Source organism: Sphaerisporangium sp. B11E5, from assembly GCF_039871875.1.
Lineage (GTDB): Bacteria > Actinomycetota > Actinomycetes > Streptosporangiales > Streptosporangiaceae > Sphaerisporangium.
In genome coordinates this window covers 74,499-93,879 of sequence record NZ_JBDPMD010000023.1, presented here as the reverse complement: position 1 = coordinate 93,879, position 19,381 = coordinate 74,499, and the positions used below count along the sequence as shown (strand labels likewise).

23 protein-coding genes are annotated in these 19,381 nt (G+C 70.0%); 16 read left to right on the top strand and 7 right to left on the bottom strand.

Features of this window, described 5'->3' with window-relative positions; genetic code table 11:
- Positions 1 to 85: 85 nt before the first annotated feature.
- Positions 86 to 793: a CBS domain-containing protein gene (locus ABGB17_RS21410; RefSeq protein ID WP_347632212.1), complete on the bottom strand. Its 708-nt coding sequence runs from the start codon at positions 791 to 793 to the stop codon at positions 86 to 88.
- A 253-nt stretch (positions 794 to 1,046) separates the two neighbouring features.
- Here ABGB17_RS21410 and ABGB17_RS21405 point away from each other — a divergent pair, with 253 nt between their 5' ends.
- Together ABGB17_RS21405 and ABGB17_RS21400 are read left to right on the top strand one after the other, a co-directional pair.
- Complete coding sequence (locus tag ABGB17_RS21405; RefSeq protein ID WP_347632210.1) at positions 1,047 to 2,438, top strand: FAD-dependent oxidoreductase; 1,392 nt, start codon at positions 1,047 to 1,049, stop codon at positions 2,436 to 2,438.
- Between the two features lie 151 nt (positions 2,439 to 2,589).
- On the top strand, positions 2,590 to 2,949 hold the full coding sequence (locus ABGB17_RS21400; protein WP_347632208.1) for a metalloregulator ArsR/SmtB family transcription factor: 360 nt from the start codon (positions 2,590 to 2,592) through the stop codon (positions 2,947 to 2,949).
- Between the two features lie 14 nt (positions 2,950 to 2,963).
- Here ABGB17_RS21400 and ABGB17_RS21395 read toward each other — a convergent pair whose 3' ends face one another.
- Complete coding sequence (locus tag ABGB17_RS21395; protein ID WP_347632206.1) at positions 2,964 to 3,626, bottom strand: low molecular weight phosphatase family protein; 663 nt, start codon at positions 3,624 to 3,626, stop codon at positions 2,964 to 2,966.
- 223 nt (positions 3,627 to 3,849) lie between these two features.
- Between ABGB17_RS21395 and ABGB17_RS21390 the strand changes: the two genes are divergently transcribed.
- The 8 genes from ABGB17_RS21390 (at position 3,850) to ABGB17_RS21355 (ending at position 9,740) form a co-directional block, all read left to right on the top strand.
- Positions 3,850 to 4,839 carry a PstS family phosphate ABC transporter substrate-binding protein gene (locus ABGB17_RS21390; protein WP_347632204.1) on the top strand — a complete coding sequence of 330 codons (990 nt, stop codon included), beginning with the start codon at positions 3,850 to 3,852 and terminating at the stop codon, positions 4,837 to 4,839.
- Positions 4,836 to 5,783, top strand: coding sequence for a phosphate ABC transporter permease subunit PstC (pstC, locus tag ABGB17_RS21385; RefSeq protein WP_347632202.1), 948 nt, complete (start codon positions 4,836 to 4,838; stop codon positions 5,781 to 5,783). The genes ABGB17_RS21390 and pstC overlap by 4 nt, the downstream gene beginning before the upstream one ends.
- Entirely contained in the window at positions 5,780 to 6,673 is an 894-nt protein-coding gene (gene pstA, locus ABGB17_RS21380; protein ID WP_347632200.1) for a phosphate ABC transporter permease PstA, read from the top strand. The genes pstC and pstA overlap by 4 nt, the downstream gene beginning before the upstream one ends.
- 25 nt (positions 6,674 to 6,698) lie before the next feature.
- A complete protein-coding gene (gene pstB / locus ABGB17_RS21375) occupies positions 6,699 to 7,526 on the top strand; it encodes a phosphate ABC transporter ATP-binding protein PstB (RefSeq protein WP_347632260.1) in 828 nt (275 codons plus the stop codon).
- 20 nt (positions 7,527 to 7,546) lie between these two features.
- Positions 7,547 to 8,251 (top strand): response regulator transcription factor, encoded by a 705-nt coding sequence (locus tag ABGB17_RS21370; RefSeq protein WP_347632198.1) that lies wholly within the window; start codon positions 7,547 to 7,549, stop codon positions 8,249 to 8,251.
- Positions 8,252 to 8,304: 53 nt separating this feature from the next.
- Positions 8,305 to 8,658 carry a metalloregulator ArsR/SmtB family transcription factor gene (locus ABGB17_RS21365; RefSeq protein ID WP_347632196.1) on the top strand — a complete coding sequence of 118 codons (354 nt, stop codon included), beginning with the start codon at positions 8,305 to 8,307 and terminating at the stop codon, positions 8,656 to 8,658.
- Positions 8,659 to 8,804: 146 nt separating this feature from the next.
- Complete coding sequence (locus ABGB17_RS21360; protein ID WP_347632194.1) at positions 8,805 to 9,098, top strand: metalloregulator ArsR/SmtB family transcription factor; 294 nt, start codon at positions 8,805 to 8,807, stop codon at positions 9,096 to 9,098.
- A gap of 213 nt (positions 9,099 to 9,311) precedes the next feature.
- Positions 9,312 to 9,740, top strand: a complete 429-nt coding sequence (locus ABGB17_RS21355; RefSeq protein ID WP_347632192.1) for an arsenate reductase ArsC — start codon at positions 9,312 to 9,314, stop codon at positions 9,738 to 9,740.
- Positions 9,741 to 9,746: 6 nt separating this feature from the next.
- On the opposite strand, the gene ABGB17_RS21350 is transcribed toward ABGB17_RS21355, so the two are convergent.
- Together ABGB17_RS21350 and ABGB17_RS21345 are read right to left on the bottom strand one after the other, a co-directional pair.
- The gene (locus tag ABGB17_RS21350; RefSeq protein WP_347632190.1) at positions 9,747 to 10,406 is read right to left on the bottom strand and encodes a TetR/AcrR family transcriptional regulator; all 660 of its coding nucleotides are present in this window, start codon (positions 10,404 to 10,406) and stop codon (positions 9,747 to 9,749) included.
- Positions 10,407 to 10,748: 342 nt separating this feature from the next.
- On the bottom strand, positions 10,749 to 11,189 hold the full coding sequence (locus tag ABGB17_RS21345; protein WP_347632188.1) for a hypothetical protein: 441 nt from the start codon (positions 11,187 to 11,189) through the stop codon (positions 10,749 to 10,751).
- Positions 11,190 to 11,269: 80 nt separating this feature from the next.
- Between ABGB17_RS21345 and ABGB17_RS21340 the strand changes: the two genes are divergently transcribed.
- The 5 genes from ABGB17_RS21340 to ABGB17_RS21320 all read left to right on the top strand — a co-directional run bounded on the left by ABGB17_RS21340 (position 11,270) and on the right by ABGB17_RS21320 (position 15,365).
- Positions 11,270 to 11,515 carry a hypothetical protein gene (locus ABGB17_RS21340; protein ID WP_347632186.1) on the top strand — a complete coding sequence of 82 codons (246 nt, stop codon included), beginning with the start codon at positions 11,270 to 11,272 and terminating at the stop codon, positions 11,513 to 11,515.
- 72 nt (positions 11,516 to 11,587) lie between these two features.
- A complete protein-coding gene (locus tag ABGB17_RS21335; protein ID WP_347632184.1) occupies positions 11,588 to 12,484 on the top strand; it encodes a HAMP domain-containing sensor histidine kinase in 897 nt (298 codons plus the stop codon).
- 174 nt (positions 12,485 to 12,658) lie between these two features.
- The gene (locus ABGB17_RS21330; protein ID WP_347632182.1) at positions 12,659 to 13,582 is read left to right on the top strand and encodes a potassium channel family protein; all 924 of its coding nucleotides are present in this window, start codon (positions 12,659 to 12,661) and stop codon (positions 13,580 to 13,582) included.
- An 82-nt stretch (positions 13,583 to 13,664) separates the two neighbouring features.
- A complete protein-coding gene (locus ABGB17_RS21325; RefSeq protein ID WP_347632258.1) occupies positions 13,665 to 14,624 on the top strand; it encodes an RNA polymerase subunit sigma-70 in 960 nt (319 codons plus the stop codon).
- Positions 14,625 to 14,702: 78 nt separating this feature from the next.
- Positions 14,703 to 15,365, top strand: coding sequence for a TIGR03086 family metal-binding protein (locus tag ABGB17_RS21320; RefSeq protein WP_347632180.1), 663 nt, complete (start codon positions 14,703 to 14,705; stop codon positions 15,363 to 15,365).
- Between the two features lie 101 nt (positions 15,366 to 15,466).
- Here the strand turns inward: ABGB17_RS21320 and ABGB17_RS21315 are convergent, their stop codons facing one another.
- From ABGB17_RS21315 to ABGB17_RS21305, 3 genes are all read right to left on the bottom strand, one after another.
- The gene (locus ABGB17_RS21315; protein WP_347632178.1) at positions 15,467 to 16,246 is read right to left on the bottom strand and encodes an ABC transporter permease; all 780 of its coding nucleotides are present in this window, start codon (positions 16,244 to 16,246) and stop codon (positions 15,467 to 15,469) included.
- Positions 16,239 to 17,213 (bottom strand): ABC transporter ATP-binding protein, encoded by a 975-nt coding sequence (locus tag ABGB17_RS21310; protein ID WP_347632176.1) that lies wholly within the window; start codon positions 17,211 to 17,213, stop codon positions 16,239 to 16,241. Before ABGB17_RS21310 ends, ABGB17_RS21315 begins: the two co-directional genes overlap by 8 nt.
- 236 nt (positions 17,214 to 17,449) lie before the next feature.
- A complete protein-coding gene (locus ABGB17_RS21305; RefSeq protein ID WP_347632174.1) occupies positions 17,450 to 17,911 on the bottom strand; it encodes a helix-turn-helix domain-containing protein in 462 nt (153 codons plus the stop codon).
- A gap of 156 nt (positions 17,912 to 18,067) precedes the next feature.
- Between ABGB17_RS21305 and ABGB17_RS21300 the strand changes: the two genes are divergently transcribed.
- Positions 18,068 to 19,330: a glycosyltransferase gene (locus tag ABGB17_RS21300; RefSeq protein ID WP_347632172.1), complete on the top strand. Its 1,263-nt coding sequence runs from the start codon at positions 18,068 to 18,070 to the stop codon at positions 19,328 to 19,330.
- The last annotated feature ends 51 nt before the right edge of the window (positions 19,331 to 19,381 follow it).

The following is a 19,381-nucleotide window of genomic DNA, read 5'->3' as shown; positions in this document are numbered from 1 at the left end:
CCCTGTGCCCGCTGACGGCGAGTCGAGGTCGAGCCGCGTACGGCGCTCGATGCCACGGCGCTCATGGCCGCCGAGCGCGTTGTGCTCAGATCCGCTCACCATGGGGATCCGCCGCCGCGCGCGCCGTCCCCACCAGCTTGTCGACCACGTCCACGACCCCGTCCACCCTGCCGATCATGCGGGCGATGATCCGCGCGTCGTCGCGGTGGGCGATGTGACCGCTGAGAGTCACGACTCCGTCGGCGACGGAGAGGTGGACGCCTGAGGTGTCGGTCCACAGGGGACCCTCCAGGATGTCGTCCCTGATCTCAGCGGCGATGGCGTCATCGCTCCGCACGAAGACGTTCAGCAGGTCGTGACGGCTGACGATGCCTTCCGGCCGCCCTTCCTCGTCGACGACCGGCAGCCGTTTGACCTCGAATCTGCGCATCGCGCGGGCGGCGCTGACCACGCTTCCGGAGGACCTGATCACGATCGCCGGACTCGTCATCAGTTCGGCCGCCGTCCCCGCACGGGCCTTCTCCGGAAGTCTGGCGCTTTGCCCGGTGACCCGCTCGCGAGGCCCCGCGCGAAGAGCAGGACGGTGGTCATCGCGGGAGGACCGCTCCTTGACCTCCTCCTTGCGGAGCAGGTCGGCCTCCGAGACCACCCCGACCACATGGCCCTCCCCGTCGAGGACCGGGACCGCGCTCACCCGATGTTCGACCAGCACCTTCGCCACGTCCTTGAACGGAGTGCCGGCGTCCACGCACACGACCTCCCTGGTCATCACGTCCCGAACCCTCTTCTGCATGATCCGCCCCTTCGACCACTGACAGTGATGCCCGTTTTATGCCCCTTAAGTAATTTTGCGAACTAGCCGCACCGGGCGTGAAGGGACCCAGGGCAGGCATCAGGAGGACCAACGACCCGTCGCGCCCATCCCACGTGATCAACTGAGGACGGCCCGAGCAGCCTGCTTAGGGGTACATCTAATTTGACAGACCTCTAATCAATGCCTCATGCTCTGATTAGATGGATGTCTAACCAGACGCGAGGAGAGCGACATGAGCGACGGGTGCTGCGGGCCGTCCGCTATCGAGATCGAGCGGTTCACGCCCCTCCGGCAGACGAGTGATCTGCCTGTCGTGGTGATCGGCGCCGGGCCGGTGGGGCTCGCCGCCGCCGCGCACCTCGCCGAGCGGGGGATCGGCTTCCTGGTGCTGGAGGCCGGGCACCACGCGGGGGCGTCGGTGGCGCGGTGGGGGCACGTGCGGGTGTTCAGCCCGTGGCGCCACGACATCGACGCCGCGGCGCGGCGCCTGCTGGAGGCCGCGGGCTGGCGTGCCCCTGATCCGGAGTGGCTGCCCACCGGTGCCGAACTCGTCGCCGGCTACCTGGCTCCCCTGGCCGCGCTGCTGGGCGACCGGGTGCGGCTGGGCGCCAGGGTCACGGCGATCAGCCGCCTGGGCTACGACCGGGTCCGGACCGGCGGCCGCGAGGAGGCCGCGTTCCTGATCCGCCTCCAGGACGGCGAGGAACTCCACGCGCGAGCGGTCATCGACGCGTCCGGCACGTACACCAGCCCCAACGTGCTCGGTGCCGGCGGTGTGCCCGCACACGGTGAAGGCGACGTCTTCGTCGACCATGCGTTGCCTGACGTGCTGGGCGCCGACCGCGCCACCTACGAGGGCAGGCACACCCTCGTGGTCGGCGCGGGCCATTCGGCCGCCACCACCCTGCTCGCCCTCGCGGAGCTGGACGGCACACCCGTCACCTGGGCGATCCGCGGCGGGAGCGCCGGACGCACCTACGGCGGGGGTGAGGCCGACGCCCTGCCCGCCCGCGGCGCGCTGGGCACACGGTTGCGTGGTCATGTGGAGTCCGGCCGCATCCGGTTGCTCACCGGGTTCTTCACCCAGCGGGTGCGGCAGGTGCCCGACGGCATCGAGGTGGTCAGCCGCGATCCGTCGGGGACCGAGCAGTCGATCACCGTGGAGCGGGTCGTCAGCGCCACCGGCTACCGGCCCGACCACTCCATCGCCGGCGAGCTGCGCCTGGACCTGGACCCGATCCTCGGCTCCACCCGGGCGCTGGCCCCGCTGATCGACCCCAACGTCCACTCCTGCGGGACGGTCCCGCCGCACGGCGTCGACGAGCTGACGCACCCCGAGCCCGGCTACTACGCCGTCGGCGTCAAGAGCTACGGCCGCGCGCCGACCTTCCTGATGGCCACCGGGTACGAACAGGTCCGATCGGTGGTGGCGGCCCTGGCAGGGGACTGGGAGGCGGCCCGCGATGTGCGGCTCGAACTGCCCGAGACGGGAGTATGCTCCTCGGACCTGGCCGCGGCCCAGGAACAACGGGCCGGCCTGGCCACCGGCCTCAGCGGCGGCCTGCTGTCCAGCCTGCTCCCGCTGGTCACCGTACCCGGCACCGGCGGCGCCTGCTGCGGATGAGCTTCGGCAGCGAGCACAGCTCCGGCCGTCGTCCCCAGTGGCGGCGGCCGGTGTCGCCGCGTCGGGAGTACGGGTGCGCTGTCGTTGCCATGGCCGTGTTCACCGACGATCGCCTATCATTTTGATTGACGTCGAAGTAAGGAGCCGAAGGATGGACACCAGCACCGTCGGCTGCTGCGCGCCGATCGCCCAGGGGCCGTTGTCCGAGACCGACGCGGCCGACCTCGCCATCCTGCTCAAGGCGGTCGCCGACCCGGTTCGGCTGCGCCTGTTGTCGCTGATCGGCTCCCACCCGGGCGGCGAGGTGTGCGTCTGCGACCTGACCGGCGTCTTCGACCTGACCGCCCCCACCATCTCCCACCATCTGAAGGTGCTGCGCACGGCGGGGTTCATCGACAGCCAGCGCCGCGGCACGTGGGTGTACTACTGGATCATCCCCGAGACGGTGAGCCGGCTCGGTGCGCTGTTCAGCCCGCTGGGCGAGCCCGCGGCGGAGCCCGCCTCGGCGTGATCGCCCGGACCTGATCAGAGCCTCGGCGAACCACCGGCCGTGGACGCCGGGGCGGGTCGCTGGACGAGCTCGTCCAGCAGATCACGGACCATCAGATCGACCAGGACGGCGATGTCGCGCACCTCGGCCGTCGTCCTGCCGTGCGTGTCGGGCAGGTTCCACTCCAGATAGCGCCTGCCGGGGTGGATCGGACATGCGTCCCCGCACCCCATGGAGACGACGACATCGGCCGCCTGGACCACCTCGTCGGTGAGCGGCTTGGGGAACTCCTCCGAGACGGCCAGCCCCAGTTCCTCGATCACTTTCCGCACGGCGGCTTCGATCTCCGCGGCGGGGCGGGTTCCGGCGGTGCGGACGTGCACGCGCTCGGCGGCGTGCCGGGTCATGAAGGCGGCGGCCAGTTGTGAACGGCCCGCGTTCCGCGTGCACACGAACAGCACCTCCAGTACCGGCTTGGCGATGGCGCCCTGGCTCTGCGCGAGGGCGACCAGGCGCTCTTGAGCCAGCTTCTCCGTCAAGACCAGCAAGTGCTCGCGCACCCGGGCGGTGGTGGCGAGCGCCCGGTGGGACTCGATCACGTGACGCTCCACCGTCTCGGCGGAGAACACCCCCGGGAAACGCGACAGAAGCTGGGCGGCGACACGGCGCAACAACGGGTCCTGATCGCGCACGGCCATCGGCGCCCCTCACATAGACACTCATCAATGTTTACCGTCATCAATATAGCTGCCGGACAGGGCGCCGACACCGCCGTCCGCCGTCGCATAGATAGACATCTATTAGTTAAGTGCCCGCTTAGGCGGCGTTTGCCGTACGTTCACATAGACAGCCTTCGATGCGTTCTGGGGGATGGAAGCCCGGTCACCGGCTGGGCTCGGGTATCGAAGCGAAGGAAACGACGTGAGCACTCGACTGCAGGCAGTGCGCGCCATAGCGACCATGGCGGCAGGTGCCCTCGTGCTGACCGCATGCGGCGGGAATCAGAACAACCCCGGCGGGGAAGCGGGCGCCTCCGCGGCCCCGTCGTCCAAGGAACTCGCCGGCGACATCAAGATCGACGGCTCGAGCACGGTCGCGCCGCTGTCCACGGCCGCCGCCGAGCTGTTCGCCGAGCAGAACCCCAAGGTGCGGGTGACCGTGGGCACGTCCGGCACCGGCGGCGGCTTCGAGAAGTTCTGCAACGGCGAGACCGACATCTCCGACGCCTCCCGCCCGATCAAGGACGAGGAGACGGCGGCCTGCCAGGCCAAGGGCATCGCCTACGAGGAGTTCACGGTCGCCAACGACGCGCTGACCGTCGTGGTGCCCAAGGAGAACACCTGGGCCACCTGCCTGACGGTGGACCAGCTGAAGAAGATCTGGGAGCCCGGTTCCAAGGTGAACAGCTGGAACCAGGTGGATCCGAAGTTCCCCGACGAGCCGCTGAAGCTGTTCGGCGCGGGCACCGACTCCGGCACCTTCGACTACTTCACCGACGCCGTCAACGGTGAGGAGGGGGCGAGCCGCACCGACTACAGCCCGAGCGAGGACGACAACGTCACCGTTCAGGGTGTGTCCGGCTCCAAGGGCGGCCTCGGGTACTTCGGCTTCTCCTACTACGAGGAGAACGCCGGCAAGCTCAAGGCGCTGCAGATCGACGGAGGCGGCGGCTGCGTGGCGCCGAGTGTGCAGAGCGCTCAGGACGGCACCTACACCCCGCTGTCGCGGCCGCTGTTCATCTACCCCAAGGCGGAGTCGATGAAGAGGCCCGAGGTCGTGGCCTTCGTGGAGTACTACGTCGCCAACCACGGTGCGATCGCCAAAGACGCGCAGTTCATCCCGCTGAACGCCCAGCAGGAAGCCGACCTGAAGGGTGACCTCGACAAGCTCAAGACGCGAGCCGGCGGATGAGCTCGCCCGAGACGACGTCCTTCCCGGCCGCCCCCAAGGGGGCGCTGGGGAGGACCCGTTCACGCTACGGCGAGCAGACCATCCGGGTGGTGCTGACCGTGGCCGCGCTCGTGTCCGTGGCCACCACCGTCGGCATCGTCGTCTCCCTGGTCCCGCCGACAGTGGAGTTCTTCACGGCGGTCGGCTGGCGGGAGTTCTTCACCACCGCCGACTGGGCTCCGCTGTTCGATCCACCCGCCTACGGGGTGCTGCCTCTGGTGAGCGCCACCTTCCTCATCACGCTGATCGCCGTGGTGGTGGCCGTCCCGCTCGGCCTGGGTGCCGCCCTGTACCTCAGCGAGTACGCCCACCGGCGCACCCGCAAGGTGTTCAAGCCGGTTCTGGAGGTCCTCGCCGGCGTTCCCACCGTGGTCTACGGGTTCTTCGCCCTCCGCTTCGTGACCCCGGCGCTGCAGGAGTACCTGCCGGCCGGGCTGCGGCCGGATGTCTTCAACGCCATCTCGGCCGGTCTGGTCATGGGGATCATGATCGTGCCGACGGTGGCCTCGCTGTCGGAGGACGCGATGTCGTCGGTGCCGCGAGGACTGCGCGACGGCGCCTACGCCCTGGGGTCCTCCACCCGGGTCGTGTCGATCCGGGTCGTCATCCCCGCCGCCCTGTCGGGCATCGTGGCGTCCTTCGTGCTGGCCGTCTCCCGCGCCATCGGGGAGACGATGATCGTGGCCATCGCGTCCGGCAACAAACCCTCCCTGTCACTGAACCCGCTGGACGCCATGCAGACGATGACGGGCTTCATCGCCCAAGCCGGCTCGGGCGACCTGCCCACCGCCTCACTCGACTACAAGACGATCTTCGCGGTCGGCGCGCTGCTCTTCGTGATCACTTTCACGATGAACTTCGTCAGCGCCCGCCTGGTACGTCGCTTCAGGGAGGTGTACGAATGACCGCCCCCACCGTCACCGAGCCCCGGACGGTCACCCTCACACGCCAGAAGGTGCCCTGGGCGGACATCGTCTTCAAGCTGATGCTGCGGCTGTGCCTGCTGATCGCGGTCGCGTTCCTGGCCACGTTGCTGATCTACGTGGTCTACAAGGGCTGGTCACGCCTGGACCCGCGGTTGTGGGACAACTTCCCCTCCATCCGCAGGCCTGAACGCGCCGGAGCCCGCTCCGCCCTGTACGGCACCCTGTGGGTGATCTCCCTCACCGCGGTGTTCTGCCTGCCTGTGGGCATCCTGGCGGCGGTCTACCTGGAGGAATACGCCAATCCCGCCCGCTGGTACAACCGGATGATCGAGCTCAACATCGCGAACCTGGCGGCCATCCCGTCGATCGTCTACGGCATTCTCGGCCTCGGCGTCATCGCACGCGGATTCGGTTTCGGCACGACCATCCTGACGGCTTCCATCACCTTGTCGTTGCTGGTGCTCCCCATCGTCATCATCGCGTCCCGCGAGGCCATCAGAGCGGTCCCGCTGTCGATCCGCCAGGCCTCCTACGGACTCGGTGCCACCAAATGGCAGACCACCTGGCGCCAAATACTGCCCGCCGCCATCCCCGGCATGGCGACCGGCTCCATCCTGGCCCTGTCCCGGGCGGCCGGCGAGGCCGCGCCGCTGTTGCTGCTCGGCGGCCTCACCTACGTCGCCTTCCTGCCCGACGGCATCCTCAGCGAGTACACCGTCCTGCCGATCCAGATCTACGGCTGGATCAGCCAGTCCCGCGAAGCCTTCCACGACCTGTCCGCCGCGGCGATCGTGCTGCTGCTGCTCGTCATCATCGCGATGAACTCCATCGCCATCTACGTCCGAAATCGCGCCCAGAAGCGGTGGTGAACCTCCAGTGACCCCCAGAATCGCGGTGACACCCGCGACCGGCGACCAGGCGGCCGACCGGGAACTCCCCGAGCTCCTTGATCCCGTGTTCACATTGGAGGATCTTTCCGTCTACTACGGCGACTACCAGGCCGTACGCGGCGTGACCATGAGCATCGCGCCTCGCGAGATCGCCGCCATGATCGGCCCCTCGGGCTGCGGCAAGAGCACGGTGCTGCGCTGCCTGAACCGCATGAACGACCTGATCCTCGGCGCCCGCATCGCCGGGAAGATCACCTACCACGGGCAGGACCTGTACGCCGCCGACGTGGACTCCATCGAGGTGCGCCGGCGGATCGGCATGGTCTTCCAGAAGCCCAACCCGTTCCCCAAGTCCATCTACGACAACGTCGCCTACGGCCCGCGCGTCAACGGCCGCCGCAAAGGACTGGACGAGGTCGTCGAGCAGGCCCTGCAAAGGGCGGCGCTCTGGGACGAGGTCAAGGACAAGCTCAAGCAGAACGCCCTGGCCCTGTCCGGCGGCCAGCAGCAACGGCTGTGCATCGCCCGCGCCATCGCCGTCCAGCCCGACGTGATCCTCATGGACGAGCCGTGCTCGGCACTCGACCCGATCGCGACCGGCAAGATCGAGGACCTGATGCAGGACCTCGCCCGGGAGTACACCATCGTGATCGTCACCCACAACATGCAGCAGGCCGCTCGCGTCTCCCATCGCACCGCCTTCTTCACCGCCGAAGTGGACGAGCAGGGCGTACGGCACGGCCGGCTGGTCGAGTACGACTCGACGGTCCGCATCTTCAGCAACCCGGCGGACAAGCGGACCGAGGGCTACATCACCGGCCGATTCGGATGAACCTGGGAGGAGAGACGCTGGTGCCTGACGTCGTCGTACCGCCACGTGCACCCAGCGGCGAACGGCGAAGGCCGATCGTCCTGGTCGCGGATCCAGACGCGGACCTGGCAGAGCTCACCGCGTGCGGCATCACGGTGGTGCACGCCGGCGACGGGCTCGAGGCTCTGCTGCGGATCGGCATGCTCTCTCCCGATGTGGTCCTGCTCAGCGCCCGGCTCCCGCAGGTGGATGCGCCTGCCGCGATACGGGCGCTGCGCACGATCTACGACTCTCCGATCATCATCGGCGCCGGCGCCGGCGACGCCGACATCGCCGTGCGGGCTCTCACCGCCGGCGCGACGGCGTGCGTGGCGCGCCCTTACCGCATCCAGGAACTGCTTCCCCTCATCGACAGCGCGGGAACGGCCCACATCCTGCAGTCACTGCGCTCCGGGGACATCGAACTGGACGTGGTCGGCTACATCCTGCGCCGGGGCGGCGTCGAGGTGCACATACCGCTGCGCGAGTTCGAGCTGCTGCGTTTCCTGATGACCAACTCCGGCCGCGTGGTCACTCGCGAGGAGATCGCCCTCGCCGTCTGGGGAAGCGAGCTGGGAGCTCAGCACAACACCATCGCGGTGCACATCAAACGGCTGCGCGCCAGGTTGCGCGACGACGAGCGGAACCCGTCGATCATCCACACCATCCGCGGCCGGGGCTATCGCTTCACCCCGCCGCTCGACTGACCGGGCCGTTCATCTGGAGGTCACCCAGGAATCAGACTCCATACACTGAACGCGTGGAAACTGCGGAAGTGCCACCGAACGACCCTCTTATCGCCGACGAGGAGTGCGCGACCACGGTCGTCGCGGTGCCCATCTCACGCTCCCACGCCGAGAGCCTGGCGAGCGCGTTGAAGGCGGTGGCCGACCCGACGCGGCTCCAGTTGCTCAGCATGATCAGCGGTAGCCCGGCAGGGGAAGCCTGCGTGTGCGATCTCACGGCTCCGCTGGGGCTCACCCAGCCGACCGTCAGCCACCACCTGAAGATCCTCGTGGACGCGGGCCTGCTGACCCGCGACCGGCGCGGCAAATGGGCTTGGTACGCGATCGTCCAGGAACGCTTGGATGTCGTGCGCGGCCTGCTGACCTGATCATCGGCCAGGCGGGGCAGCAGGACAGGGGCGACTGGACAAAACACATAGACGTCCATAAAAATAGACGTGTGTCTATGAGTCCGTCGGGGCTGCCGCGCCCTCCGTCCGAGGACGGTTGCGCAGGCCCGGCACCGGGCGTGCCGATGCCCACCCAAGAGGCCAAGGCGCTCGCCCATCGACTCAAGGCCGTGGCGGACCCGGTACGGCTGCGCATCCTCAGCATCCTGCTCTCGCACGCCGAAGGAGAAGCGTGCGTGTGCGACATCACCGACGCCTTCGACCTGGTCGGCCCCACCATCAGCCACCACCTGCGAGTGCTGCGAGAAGCCGGCCTCGTCACGTCGGAGCGGCGGGGGTCCTGGGTCTACCACCGGGCCACCGAGGACGGCACGGCCCTGTACGACCACCTCGTCCGGGTACCGGCCGCACTCACCTGAGCGCCTTCGGCGTCGCCGCCTCACTCAAGGGAATTCATGTCAAGCCGCCACGTCCCAACCCGCGCCGCCGCGCCACCGGCCGGCACCGAAGTCTCGCGTGGGCTGTCGCGACTGGACCGCTTCCCACCGGCCCGTCCTGGTCGCCCTGGTCCACGTCTCCCGGTGGACCCGCCACCGCTACTTCCCCGTCACCGCCAACCGAAGGAACCCACCATGACCACTCCCAGCGCCACGCCGGCCAAGCCCAGCGTCCTGTTCGTCTGCGTCCACAACGCCGGCCGCTCCCAGATGGCCGCCGGCTGGCTCACCCACCTGGCCGGCGACCAGATCGAAGTCCGCTCCGCCGGCTCCGCCCCCGCCGAGCACATCAACCCCGTGGCCATCGAAGCCATGTCTGAAGTCGGTATCGACATCTCCCACCAGACACCCAAGATCCTCACCGTCGACTCCGTCCAAGCCTCCGACGTGGTCATCACCATGGGCTGCGGCGACGCCTGCCCCATCTTCCCCGGCAAACGCTACGAGGACTGGGACCTCACCGACCCGGCCGGTCAGGACATCGACGCCGTGCGCCCCATTCGCGATGAGATCAGAGCCCGGATCGAGAAGCTCGTGTCCGAACTTCTGCCGGCCCACAGGTGACAACTTCTACGGCTGGTGAGCGTTCAGCGTGATCAGAAGCCGGTCGAGATCGGGCAGGGGGCGTCGGCAGATTTGGTGCGCTTCGTCGGCGGGGATCCCGAAGGTGCGCAGCAAGTCCTCGGCGACACGGTCGGTGGCCGTGGCGTCGTCGCGCTCGGGCTGGGCGTGGAGCAGTTGACCGAGGCATAGCGCGGCGCCCGCGGCTATCACGAGGGCGAGCTCGGGGTCGCTCACGGTGAAGCGCCCGGCTTGGATGCCGGCCTGGATGTCGCGCCGGGTATGCGGGGCGAGGCCGTGCTCGGAGGTGACGACGGCCAGGCCGGTGTTGAGCATGACCTGGCTGAGCTGGGGATGGCGGCGGTGCAGGCGCCCGGTCAGGCGGAAACTGCACGCGAAGACCTCGGCGGGGTCGTCGATGCCACGGGTCAGCTCGTCCAGTGTCGCGCCGTGCCGCTCGAGAGCGTCATCCACGGCGGCCCTGAAGAGCTCGTCCTTGCTGGAGAAGTGGTTGTAGAACGAGCCCATGCCCACGTCGGCCGCTTGGGTGAGCTCCAGGATCGCCGTGTTGGTCCTGCCGTCGGCGATGAAGGCCTGGGCGGCGTGGATGAGTGCCGCGCGGGTGCGTGCCTTGCGCCGTTCCAGGCGGCTGGGTGCGGTGCCGGCCATCTGTTCTCACTTCTGTCGACGCCTCACCCCTCAGTCTAGAGCGATCCATCAGGACTGGCGAAATACTCACCATCTCTTTGACGATCCATGGCATCAGTGCCGATAGCATCCAAATATGACGAAATCATCACATATGAGGCTTTCCTCCCGGAGGAGTACGCACATGATCTCCTCGCCGGCTTGCTCCCAAGGAGGAAACCATGACGGATCAACTCGCCTCGGGCCTTCGTCCTGTTCCGTCCCCGCGCGGCGTCCCCCTCCTCGGGAACACGCTGGAGATCCCGGAGACCAATCCCGTCCAGTACTTCGCCAAGCTGTCCGAGCGGTTCCCCGAGGGGATCTTCAGTTTGGACATCGCCGGCATGAAGCAAGTGGGAACACAGGCAGGGGCAGCCGGTCGACATCACCGACGACTACACCCGGCTGACCCTGGACACCATCGCCCTGACGGGCTTCGGCCACCGGTTCGGCTCCTTCGACCGGGAAGAGCTGCACCCCTTCGTCCAGGCGATGCTGGACGCGCTGACCGAGTCGATGCGGCGCACCCAGGAGCTTCCGATGATGACGAGGTTGCGTGAGGCCGACGGCAAGAGGTACCGCGAGAGCATCGCCACGATGCGGGACGTGGTCGAGCAGGTCATCATGGAACGCCGCCGGGGGAGGACCAGCGGCGGGAACGACCTGCTGGGTCTGATGCTGGAAGCCGTCGACCCGGAGACCGGCCGGCGGCTGGACGACGACAACGTCCGGGATCAGGTGGTGACGTTCCTCATCGCCGGTCACGAGACCACCAGTGGGCTGCTGTCGCTCGCCATGTACTCGTTGCTGCGCAACCCGCACGTGTTGTTCCGGCCTTCTCCGCGGTGCACGACCATCCGGCCTGGTTCGTCCAGGACGCCCTCGCCGCCGCCTCCGGCACCGTGTGGAAGGCCCTGCGGGACGGCGCGTCCATCTACGTCTGCGGCGACGGGCGCCGCATGGCACCCGCCGTACGCCAGGCACTCGCCACCATCCACCGCGCTCACACCGGCGGCGACGACGACACCACCCGGCGGTGGCTCGCCCGACTGGAGACCGACGGCCGCTACCAGCAGGACGTCTTCGCCTGATCTCCCGGCGCTGCCAGCCAGGGCCACCGGCGGACGCTCATCCTGCCGGGCATACCGGAGAGAGAGAACGTGATGAGACAGAACATCGACGACGCCGCCGTGTTCGCGGCCATTCCGAACCCCTGCCTGGTCATCGCGCCTGATCCGACCATTGCGGCCGTCAACCAGGCGAACATCGGCGTCTGCGAACTGCGGTGGGAGGAACCGCCGGGGCGGGTGGAGGCGGAGCACGAGGTCCCCCCCGAGGGGACTCGGGAACCGGACGAACAGTTGAGGGAGGCGAAAGCGCACGTTCAACAGTTGCTCGACCGGAAGCGTCAGTTCGCCGCCGACGCCTCGCACGAGCTGCGTACACCGATCACCGGCCTACGCCTGCAAGTGGAAGCAGCACGGATGCATCCGGAGGACGTCGACCTCCCCGAGCTCCTGGACCATGTCATGGGTGACCTCGTCCGGCTGGAGAAAATCCTCGCCGATCTCGTCCGGCTGGCCTGCCCGAAGGCCGACACCGGGAAGATCCTCGAAGATGTGGACCTGACCGAACTGGTCAAGACAGTGGCGGCTCGCTGGGCCGGCCGTTGCGACCTACGACTCGACCTCGACCCCGCGGTCATGGTGAACGCCGCCCCAGGCCAGATCGCCCGATTGCTCGTCAACCTGCTCGACAACGTCCGGCGTCCCGCCACCCGCGTGATAGAGGTACGTCTGCGCCGCGCCGGTGAACACGCCGAACTGGCCGTGACCGATGACGGCGAGGCAACCCCCACTCCCGGGCGCGACCGTGCGTTCCGGGACTTCACCCGGCTCGACACCGCCCGCAGCCGCGACCGCGGCGGTGCCGGCCTGGGGCTGGCCATCGCGCGCGACATCGCCTCAGACCATCACGGCACTCTGCACATCGACGACTCGGCGACCGGCGGTGCGTGCTTCCTGTTCCGCATTCCCCTCGCCCGCCGGCACCGAACCTGATCCACTGCCAGGTGGTCAGCGCGTCCGAACCCCGGCGCGGTGAGACCCGGGCGGGCTCTCACGGGTTCGCGACGGTGGAAATTCATCGCCGGGTGCCTCTGGAACATCGGGGGCGCAAGCACACCCACGGGCTGGGTGCGGATCGCGGCCGCCCCTGGCGGGAAAATGCAGGGCATGACGTGGCTCGTGACGCTCCTCGGCGCCGCCCTCGTGATGGCCATCCTCCGGGACGTGTTTCACACGATCTGGCACCCGACCCGCCACGGCGGCCTGAGCAGGCTGGTGATGACGGGAATGTGGCGCCTGTCCTCACGCCTGAGCACCCGGCGGCGCGCAGCGGGGCTCGCCGGCCCGCTGGGCATGGTCTGCGTCGTCGCCGCGTGGGCGGTGACCGTGGCCGCCGGGTGGGCACTGATCTACTGGCCGCACATGCCGCAGAGCTTCACGTACTCCTCGAACCTCGTCCCCGCCGAGCACGCGGGGCTGGTGGACGCGCTGTACGTTTCCCTGGTCACGCTCGCCACCCTCGGCCTCGGGGACATCGCGCCGGCCGCGGGCTGGTTGCGCGTCGCCGGCCCGCTGGAGGCGCTGGTCGGCTTCGCCCTCCTGTCGGCGACCGTGTCGTGGATCCTCGGCATCTATCCCGCCCTGGCCCGCCGCCGCACGCTCGCGCTGCGCCTCTCCCACGTGCGCCGCGGCGAGGTGACCCTCCAGGAGCTCGATTCGGAGGGAGGCGCCGCACTGCTGGACAGCCTGGCCGCGAACGTCTCGGTCATCACGGTCGACTTCCTCCAGTACGCCGAGTCGTACTACTTCTACGACGGGGACGACAACACCTCGCTGCCCCGGCAGATCGGCCATGCCGCCGGCCTCGCGGAGCGGGCGGTGAACGCCGGCCGTCCCGACGTCCGGCTCTCCGCCACGATGCTGCGCCGGGCACTGGACGACCTGGCCGCCATCCTGGACGAGCGCTTCCTGCGCACAGGGGCGGCCACGGCCGGCGTCTTCGCGTCGTACGCCTGCGATCACGGCGACCGCACGGCGTCCCCTGCCCGCCCTCCGGAGGAGACGGACGGGCACATCCGCCCCGGGCGGTGACGAGCGGCGTCCCTGAGGAGGGACCAGCCACCCGCTGAGGGCCGCAGTGTCGGTCCGGGTGGTTAGGCTCGCTGCCGTGAGCATGGTCGAGGACGGCGAGGCCGAGCGAGCCCGGCTGCTGGCCGCCGCGCGGGAGGGCGACCACGATGCCTTCGCCGCCCTGGTCGCACCATATCGACGGGGCCTGCACCTGCACTGTTATCGCATGCTGGGCTCGGTCGACCAGGCCGAGGAGGCACTGCAGGAGACGCTGGTGCGGGCCTGGCGCGGCTTGGGCGGCTACCAGGGGCGGGCGCCGTTGCACCACTGGCTGCACAAGATCGCCACCATGGCCTGCCTGCGGGCCGTCGAGCGGCGCGGGCGCCTGCCGGTCGTGTCCGCCGAGATCGCCCATCTGCAGCCCTATCCGGACGTGCTCATCGACGAGGTGGACCCCGCGCTGGTGGCCGAGCGGCGCGAGGAGGTGGCGCTGGCCTTCGTCGCGGCGCTGCAGTTGCTGCCGCCGGCCCAGCGGGCCGCGGTCATCCTGCGCGAGGTGCTGTGCTGGAGCGCCGCCGAGGTCGCCACCCTGCTCCAGATCAGCGTCCCGGCCGTCAACAGCCTGCTGCAACGCGGCCGAGCGGCGTTGCGCTCCGGGCCGGAGCGCCCGCGGCGCCCGCTGATCGACTACGAGCGGCGGCTGCTGCGCCAGTTCGTGCAGGCGTGGGAACGCTGCGATCTCGACGGGCTGGCCGCGCTCCTGCGCCAAGACGTCGTCCTGCGGATGCCGCCGGAGGAGGTCGAGATCAGCGGCCGGGCGGCGGTGACACGCTTCTTCGCGACCGAACCGGCCGGAGGACGGCTGGAGCTCATCCGGCTGGTCGAGGCCGGCGCCAACGGCCAGCCCGCGCTGGCCGCCTACCTGCCGGACCAGACCGGCGACTGCCGCGGCTTCGGCATCATGGTGCTGTCGGCGACGCCACAGGGCATCTCCGAGATCATCGGGTTCCCCGACCCCGCCTTGTTCCGCTGGTTCGGCCTTCCCCTGACCGCCCCGGTGTGAGGCGATGAGTCGGCCCGGTGAGCGGGATCTGTCTGGGTGAACGGTCGCGTTCGCGACCCTCCACCGGGAGGAACAGCCATGGATCCCCGTACTGCCGTCGAGCCGCACCACCACGCCTGGGAGCACCGGGCCGGAGACACGAGCCAGGTACCGCTCGCCGACGATCGCGCTCTGCTCGAAGAAAGCTTCGCCCTGGTCACCAGCGTGATCGGCCAGATCGGCCCGCAAGGGTGGACGGCCGCGAGCCCGTGCCGCAAGTGGACCGTCCGCCAGACAGCCAACCATCTGGCGGGCGGCCTGCTGCTTCTGGCCCGCTTCGCCGAAGACGACGCAGTGGACGCGGCCGAGGTCGACGCCCAGCGCCAAGCCGACACCGATCACCTCGGCGGTTACCCCGTGACCGCGTTCGCCGCGATCACCGATCGATCGCTGGCCGCCTTCACCGCGCCTGGCACGCTGGAACGCGAGCACGCCTTCATGGGCACCGACGTGCCCGGCAGTGTGCTGGCCTCGATCAGCCTGCTCGAATCGCTCATCCATGGCTGGGACATCGCCACCGGCGCGCATCTGCCCTACCCGGCGCGCGACGACATCATCCAAGCGGTGTGGCACTTCGCCACCACCGACCCGGCCGTGGAACAGGGACGCGGCAGTCAGTTCACCGACGCGCTGCCCGTCCTGCCCACCGCCACGCCGCGCGTCCGGCTCCTGGCCCACCTGGGACGACACGCCGACGCGTGACGCTGCGCCCGCCCGCCGGCTCGGCGGTCACCTGCGGGCGGGCACCGCACAACGGCTGTACGAAGACGGCCGCCGCGGCGGCGTACGCGGGCCGGCCACTCTCATCGGGTGTGGTCGGCGCGGTTCCACCAGACGGCGGTCGTGACGGCGCCGGCCACGCCGGTGGCCGCGACCAGCGCGAGGCCGGCAAGGCCGGGCGGGTTCTGGCCGGGGCCGGCGACCCCGGCGAACAGGCCGGGCACCGACCAGGGGAAGACGGCGCCGTAGCCAAGCGTCGCGATGACCTGAGCGGCGAACACGAGGGCGAACAGGACACCGACGGCGGCCAGGTAGCCGCGGCCGATGCCGGCGGCCAGGGCCAGCGGCGTGGTGGTCAGCGCCGCCAGCGCGGCCGCGGCCACGATGCGTCCGACTCCCCCGACCGCGACCGGCACCGTCCAGCCGGGCAGAGCGAGCAAGGCGCCGATCAGCAGGCCGAGCCCGGCGAGCAGGAGCGCCAGCAGCAGCGCCCAGACCGCGGCGACGGTGAACTTGGCGGCGACGACGGCGGTGCGCGAGGTGGGCAGGGCGAGCAGATCGGTCGCGGTGTGGTCGCTGAATTCGCGGCCGAACAGCCAGATGGCGATCAGCCCGTAGATGCCCAGTCCGCCCACCGCGACGGCCTGGGCGAGCAGGGCGAGATAGCCGGGCCAGTCGGCGATGGCGCCGGAGAGCTGGGCCTTGTCGCCGAGCAGGCCGAACGACCGGGCACGGGCGGGGTCGGCCAGGATGAACATGAACATCCCGCACACCAGCGCGGCCACGGTGAAGGCCAGCACGGTGATCCAGGGCAGCCGGCTTCGCCGCACCTTCAGCGTCTCCGCCCACAGCGCCTCACGCATCCGCGGCCCCCGTTCCGGTGTGGAGGGCGGTCGGCGTGGCCGGTCCGACCGTGCGCAGGAAGAAGGCTTCGAGGTCTTCTTCCTGCAGGTGGAGGTCGATGGGCGGCACCCCGCCGTGGACGAGCACGGTGGCGACGTCCTCGGGCCGGGCCAGGGCGCGCTGGTCGGAGAGCAGCAGGCCGGCCGGCACGGCGGGACGGGGGTGGTAGCCGTGCGCACGCAGCACCGCGCGGGCGGTGGCGTCGTCGCGGGTGGCCAGGCGCAGGTGGCGGCGGCGGTGCCGGTCCAGCTGACCGGCGTCGTGTTCGGCGATCAGGCGGCCGTCGTGCATGATGCCGACGCGGGTGGCCAGGCGGGCGACCTCGGCGAGCAGGTGGCTGGACAGGAACACGGTGGTGCCGTGCTGACGGGCCAGGTCGGCGAGCACCGCGCGGATCTCGGCGACACCGGCCGGGTCCAGGCCGTTGACGGGTTCGTCGAGGATGAGCAGGCCGGGGGCGTGCAGCAGCGCCTTGGCCAGGGCCAGGCGCTGCAGGTTGCCCAGCGACAGGGTGCGGGCCCGCCGGTCGGCGTAGGGGGTGAGCGCCAGCCGTTCGATGATGTCGTCGGCGGTGCCGGGCAGGCGGCGCAGCCGGCGGACCACGTCCAGGTTCTCGCGCACGGTCAGCTCGGGGTAGGCGGCTGCCGCCTCCACCAGGTAGCCCACGTTCGCCCAGGCGCTGCGATCGCCGGCCGAGACGTCGGCACCGAGGACGCGCACCGTCCCGGCGGTGGGGGTGATCATGCCGAGCAGCAGGCGGATCAAGGTCGTCTTGCCGGCTCCGTTGAGGCCAAGCAGGGCGTAGATCTGTCCCGCCCGCACGTGCAAGGTGACGTCATCGACGGCCGGCACGTCGCGGTAGCGCTTGCTGAGGTGGACGATCTCGATGACCGGCGTCGCCGCGCTGTGGAACCGATGCGCGGTCATGACCGGGGACGCAGGCTCAGACACCGCGTCGTCGGACTCTGGGGGTGGGGGGCCGGGGGGCACACGGGCACGTCCTTCACTCGATGCGGAGTTGACGTGCCGACCAGGCTTCCCGGCTCACCTGACGACCAGCCTATCCCTGCCGGCTCGCGCCAGGCAGTGGGCTTCCCGCTTGCGTGCGACACCGTCCCCGTGACGTGGCGCGGGGGTGAGTGCCGCCGCGGGTGAGTGCGGACTCAGCGGGATGAGCGCTGTTCTTCCCAGCGGCGCAGCAGGCCAGGTAGTTCACCCAGCAGGAACTCATAGAAGTCGTGCATCCGGGTCAGGCGTGCGTGGGCCGGGTCGCCTGACGTGGTGGTGGCGATACCGGTCTTCGCCGCCTGCAGCATGACGTGGACGACGGTGTTCTGGGTGGAGAACAGGGTCGGCCAGGCGTCGTCACGCAGCCGGTAGTGCTCGCGGCGGCTGCCGGGCGCGGGCAGGCGCTCGATCAGGCCGACAGTCAGCAGGGCCTTGACCGCGCCGGACACCGAGCCGGCGCTGACCCCGAGGCGGTCGGCGATGTCGCCCATGGTGACGGTGTCGGCATCGGTGAACAGGAACACCGCCAGGGCTCGCGCCGACATACGTTGCAGGCCGCCCTCGGTCAGCACCAGAGCCAGCCGTTCCGCGGCCTGCCATCGTTCCTGCTCGCCCACCTGGTCACCTCCTCCGGCCAGCATAGCCAAGCCATGCAATCTTCAGAAATTTCTGAAATCACGGTATATTGATGAATATTCGGCCTGTGACAGGCCGGTGGTGTGCCGGGAAGCCTGGTCGGCGAGCGCAGTAGTCCTCCGAGCGAAGGATCGCCGATGAAAGTGCTCATCCTCACTCATGGCACCCGTGGCGACGTGCAGCCGTACGCCGCTCTCGCGCTGGCGCTCAAGCGGGCCGGGCACGAACCGATCCTGGCGGCCCCGGCCGCGATGGCGGGCCTCGCCGGACCGCACGGCATCGCCTTCGCGCCGGTACACGACGGGCCGAACACGCTCGTCAATGAGCCCGGCATACGCGAGGCCATCGAGACCAACTACCGCGGCCTGCGCGGCAAGAAGGTCGCCCTGCAGGTGATGCGGCGCAGCAAGCCGCTCATGGCGGCCGTGTTCGACGACATGGCCGGCGTCGCGGAGGGCGGGGCCGATCTGGTCGTGCACGCACCAGGCGTGCCCGGCCACCACATCGCCGAACGGCTCGGCGTGCCCGCGGTTCCCGCCGCGCTCCAGCCCGTCTGGGTGCCCACCGCCACCTTCCGCAACCCCATGGTGCCGCTGCCGCTGCCCACGGCGCTGAACCGGGCCTCCTACCTGCCGATCAAACTGATGCTTCGGTCCTTCGGCGGCATCGCCGACGAGCTGCGCGGACGGCGCTTGGATCTGCCGCGGCGGCGCGGGCGGCACGACATCCTGCGCCGCCCGGACGGCCGTCCGGCGACCGTCCTTCAGGGCTTCAGCCGGCACGTCCTGCCCGGCGGCCTGGACTACCCGGCGTGGGTGCACACCACCGGCTTCTGGTTCCTGCCCGCCCCGCCAGGCTGGAACCCGTCGCCGGAGCTTGCCGCGTTCCTCGATGACGGCCCGGCGCCGGTGTACGTCGGGTTCGGCAGCATGGCCGGCACCGACCCGCGGCGCCTGGGCCGCATCGTCACCGAGGCGCTCCGGCTGGCCGGGGTGCGTGCCGTACTGGCCTCCGGCTGGGGCGGCATCCAGGCCGGCGACCTGCCGGACACCGTCCACCGGCTCGATCAGGCGCCGCACGACTGGCTGTTCCCGCGCATGAGCGTGATCGTGCATCACGGCGGCAGCGGCACCACCGGCGCCGCGCTGGCCGCCGGACGGCCGCAGGTCGTCTGCCCGTTCGTCGCCGACCAGCCGTTCTGGGCGGCGCGCACGCACGCGGCCGGTGTCGCCGTGCCGCCCCAGCCGCAGCGGCGACTCACCCCGGACGGGCTCGCCGCCGCCATCCGGCGGGCCGCCACCGACCCGGCGATGGCGGCCGCCGCCGACGACCTCGGGCGGCGCATCCGCGCCGAGAACGGCACCGCCCGCGCCGTCACGATCCTGGAATCGCTGTCCTGACCACGAGCACTCTCCGCGGCCCCTGTTAGGGTGGGCGGCGGTGCGCCGGGA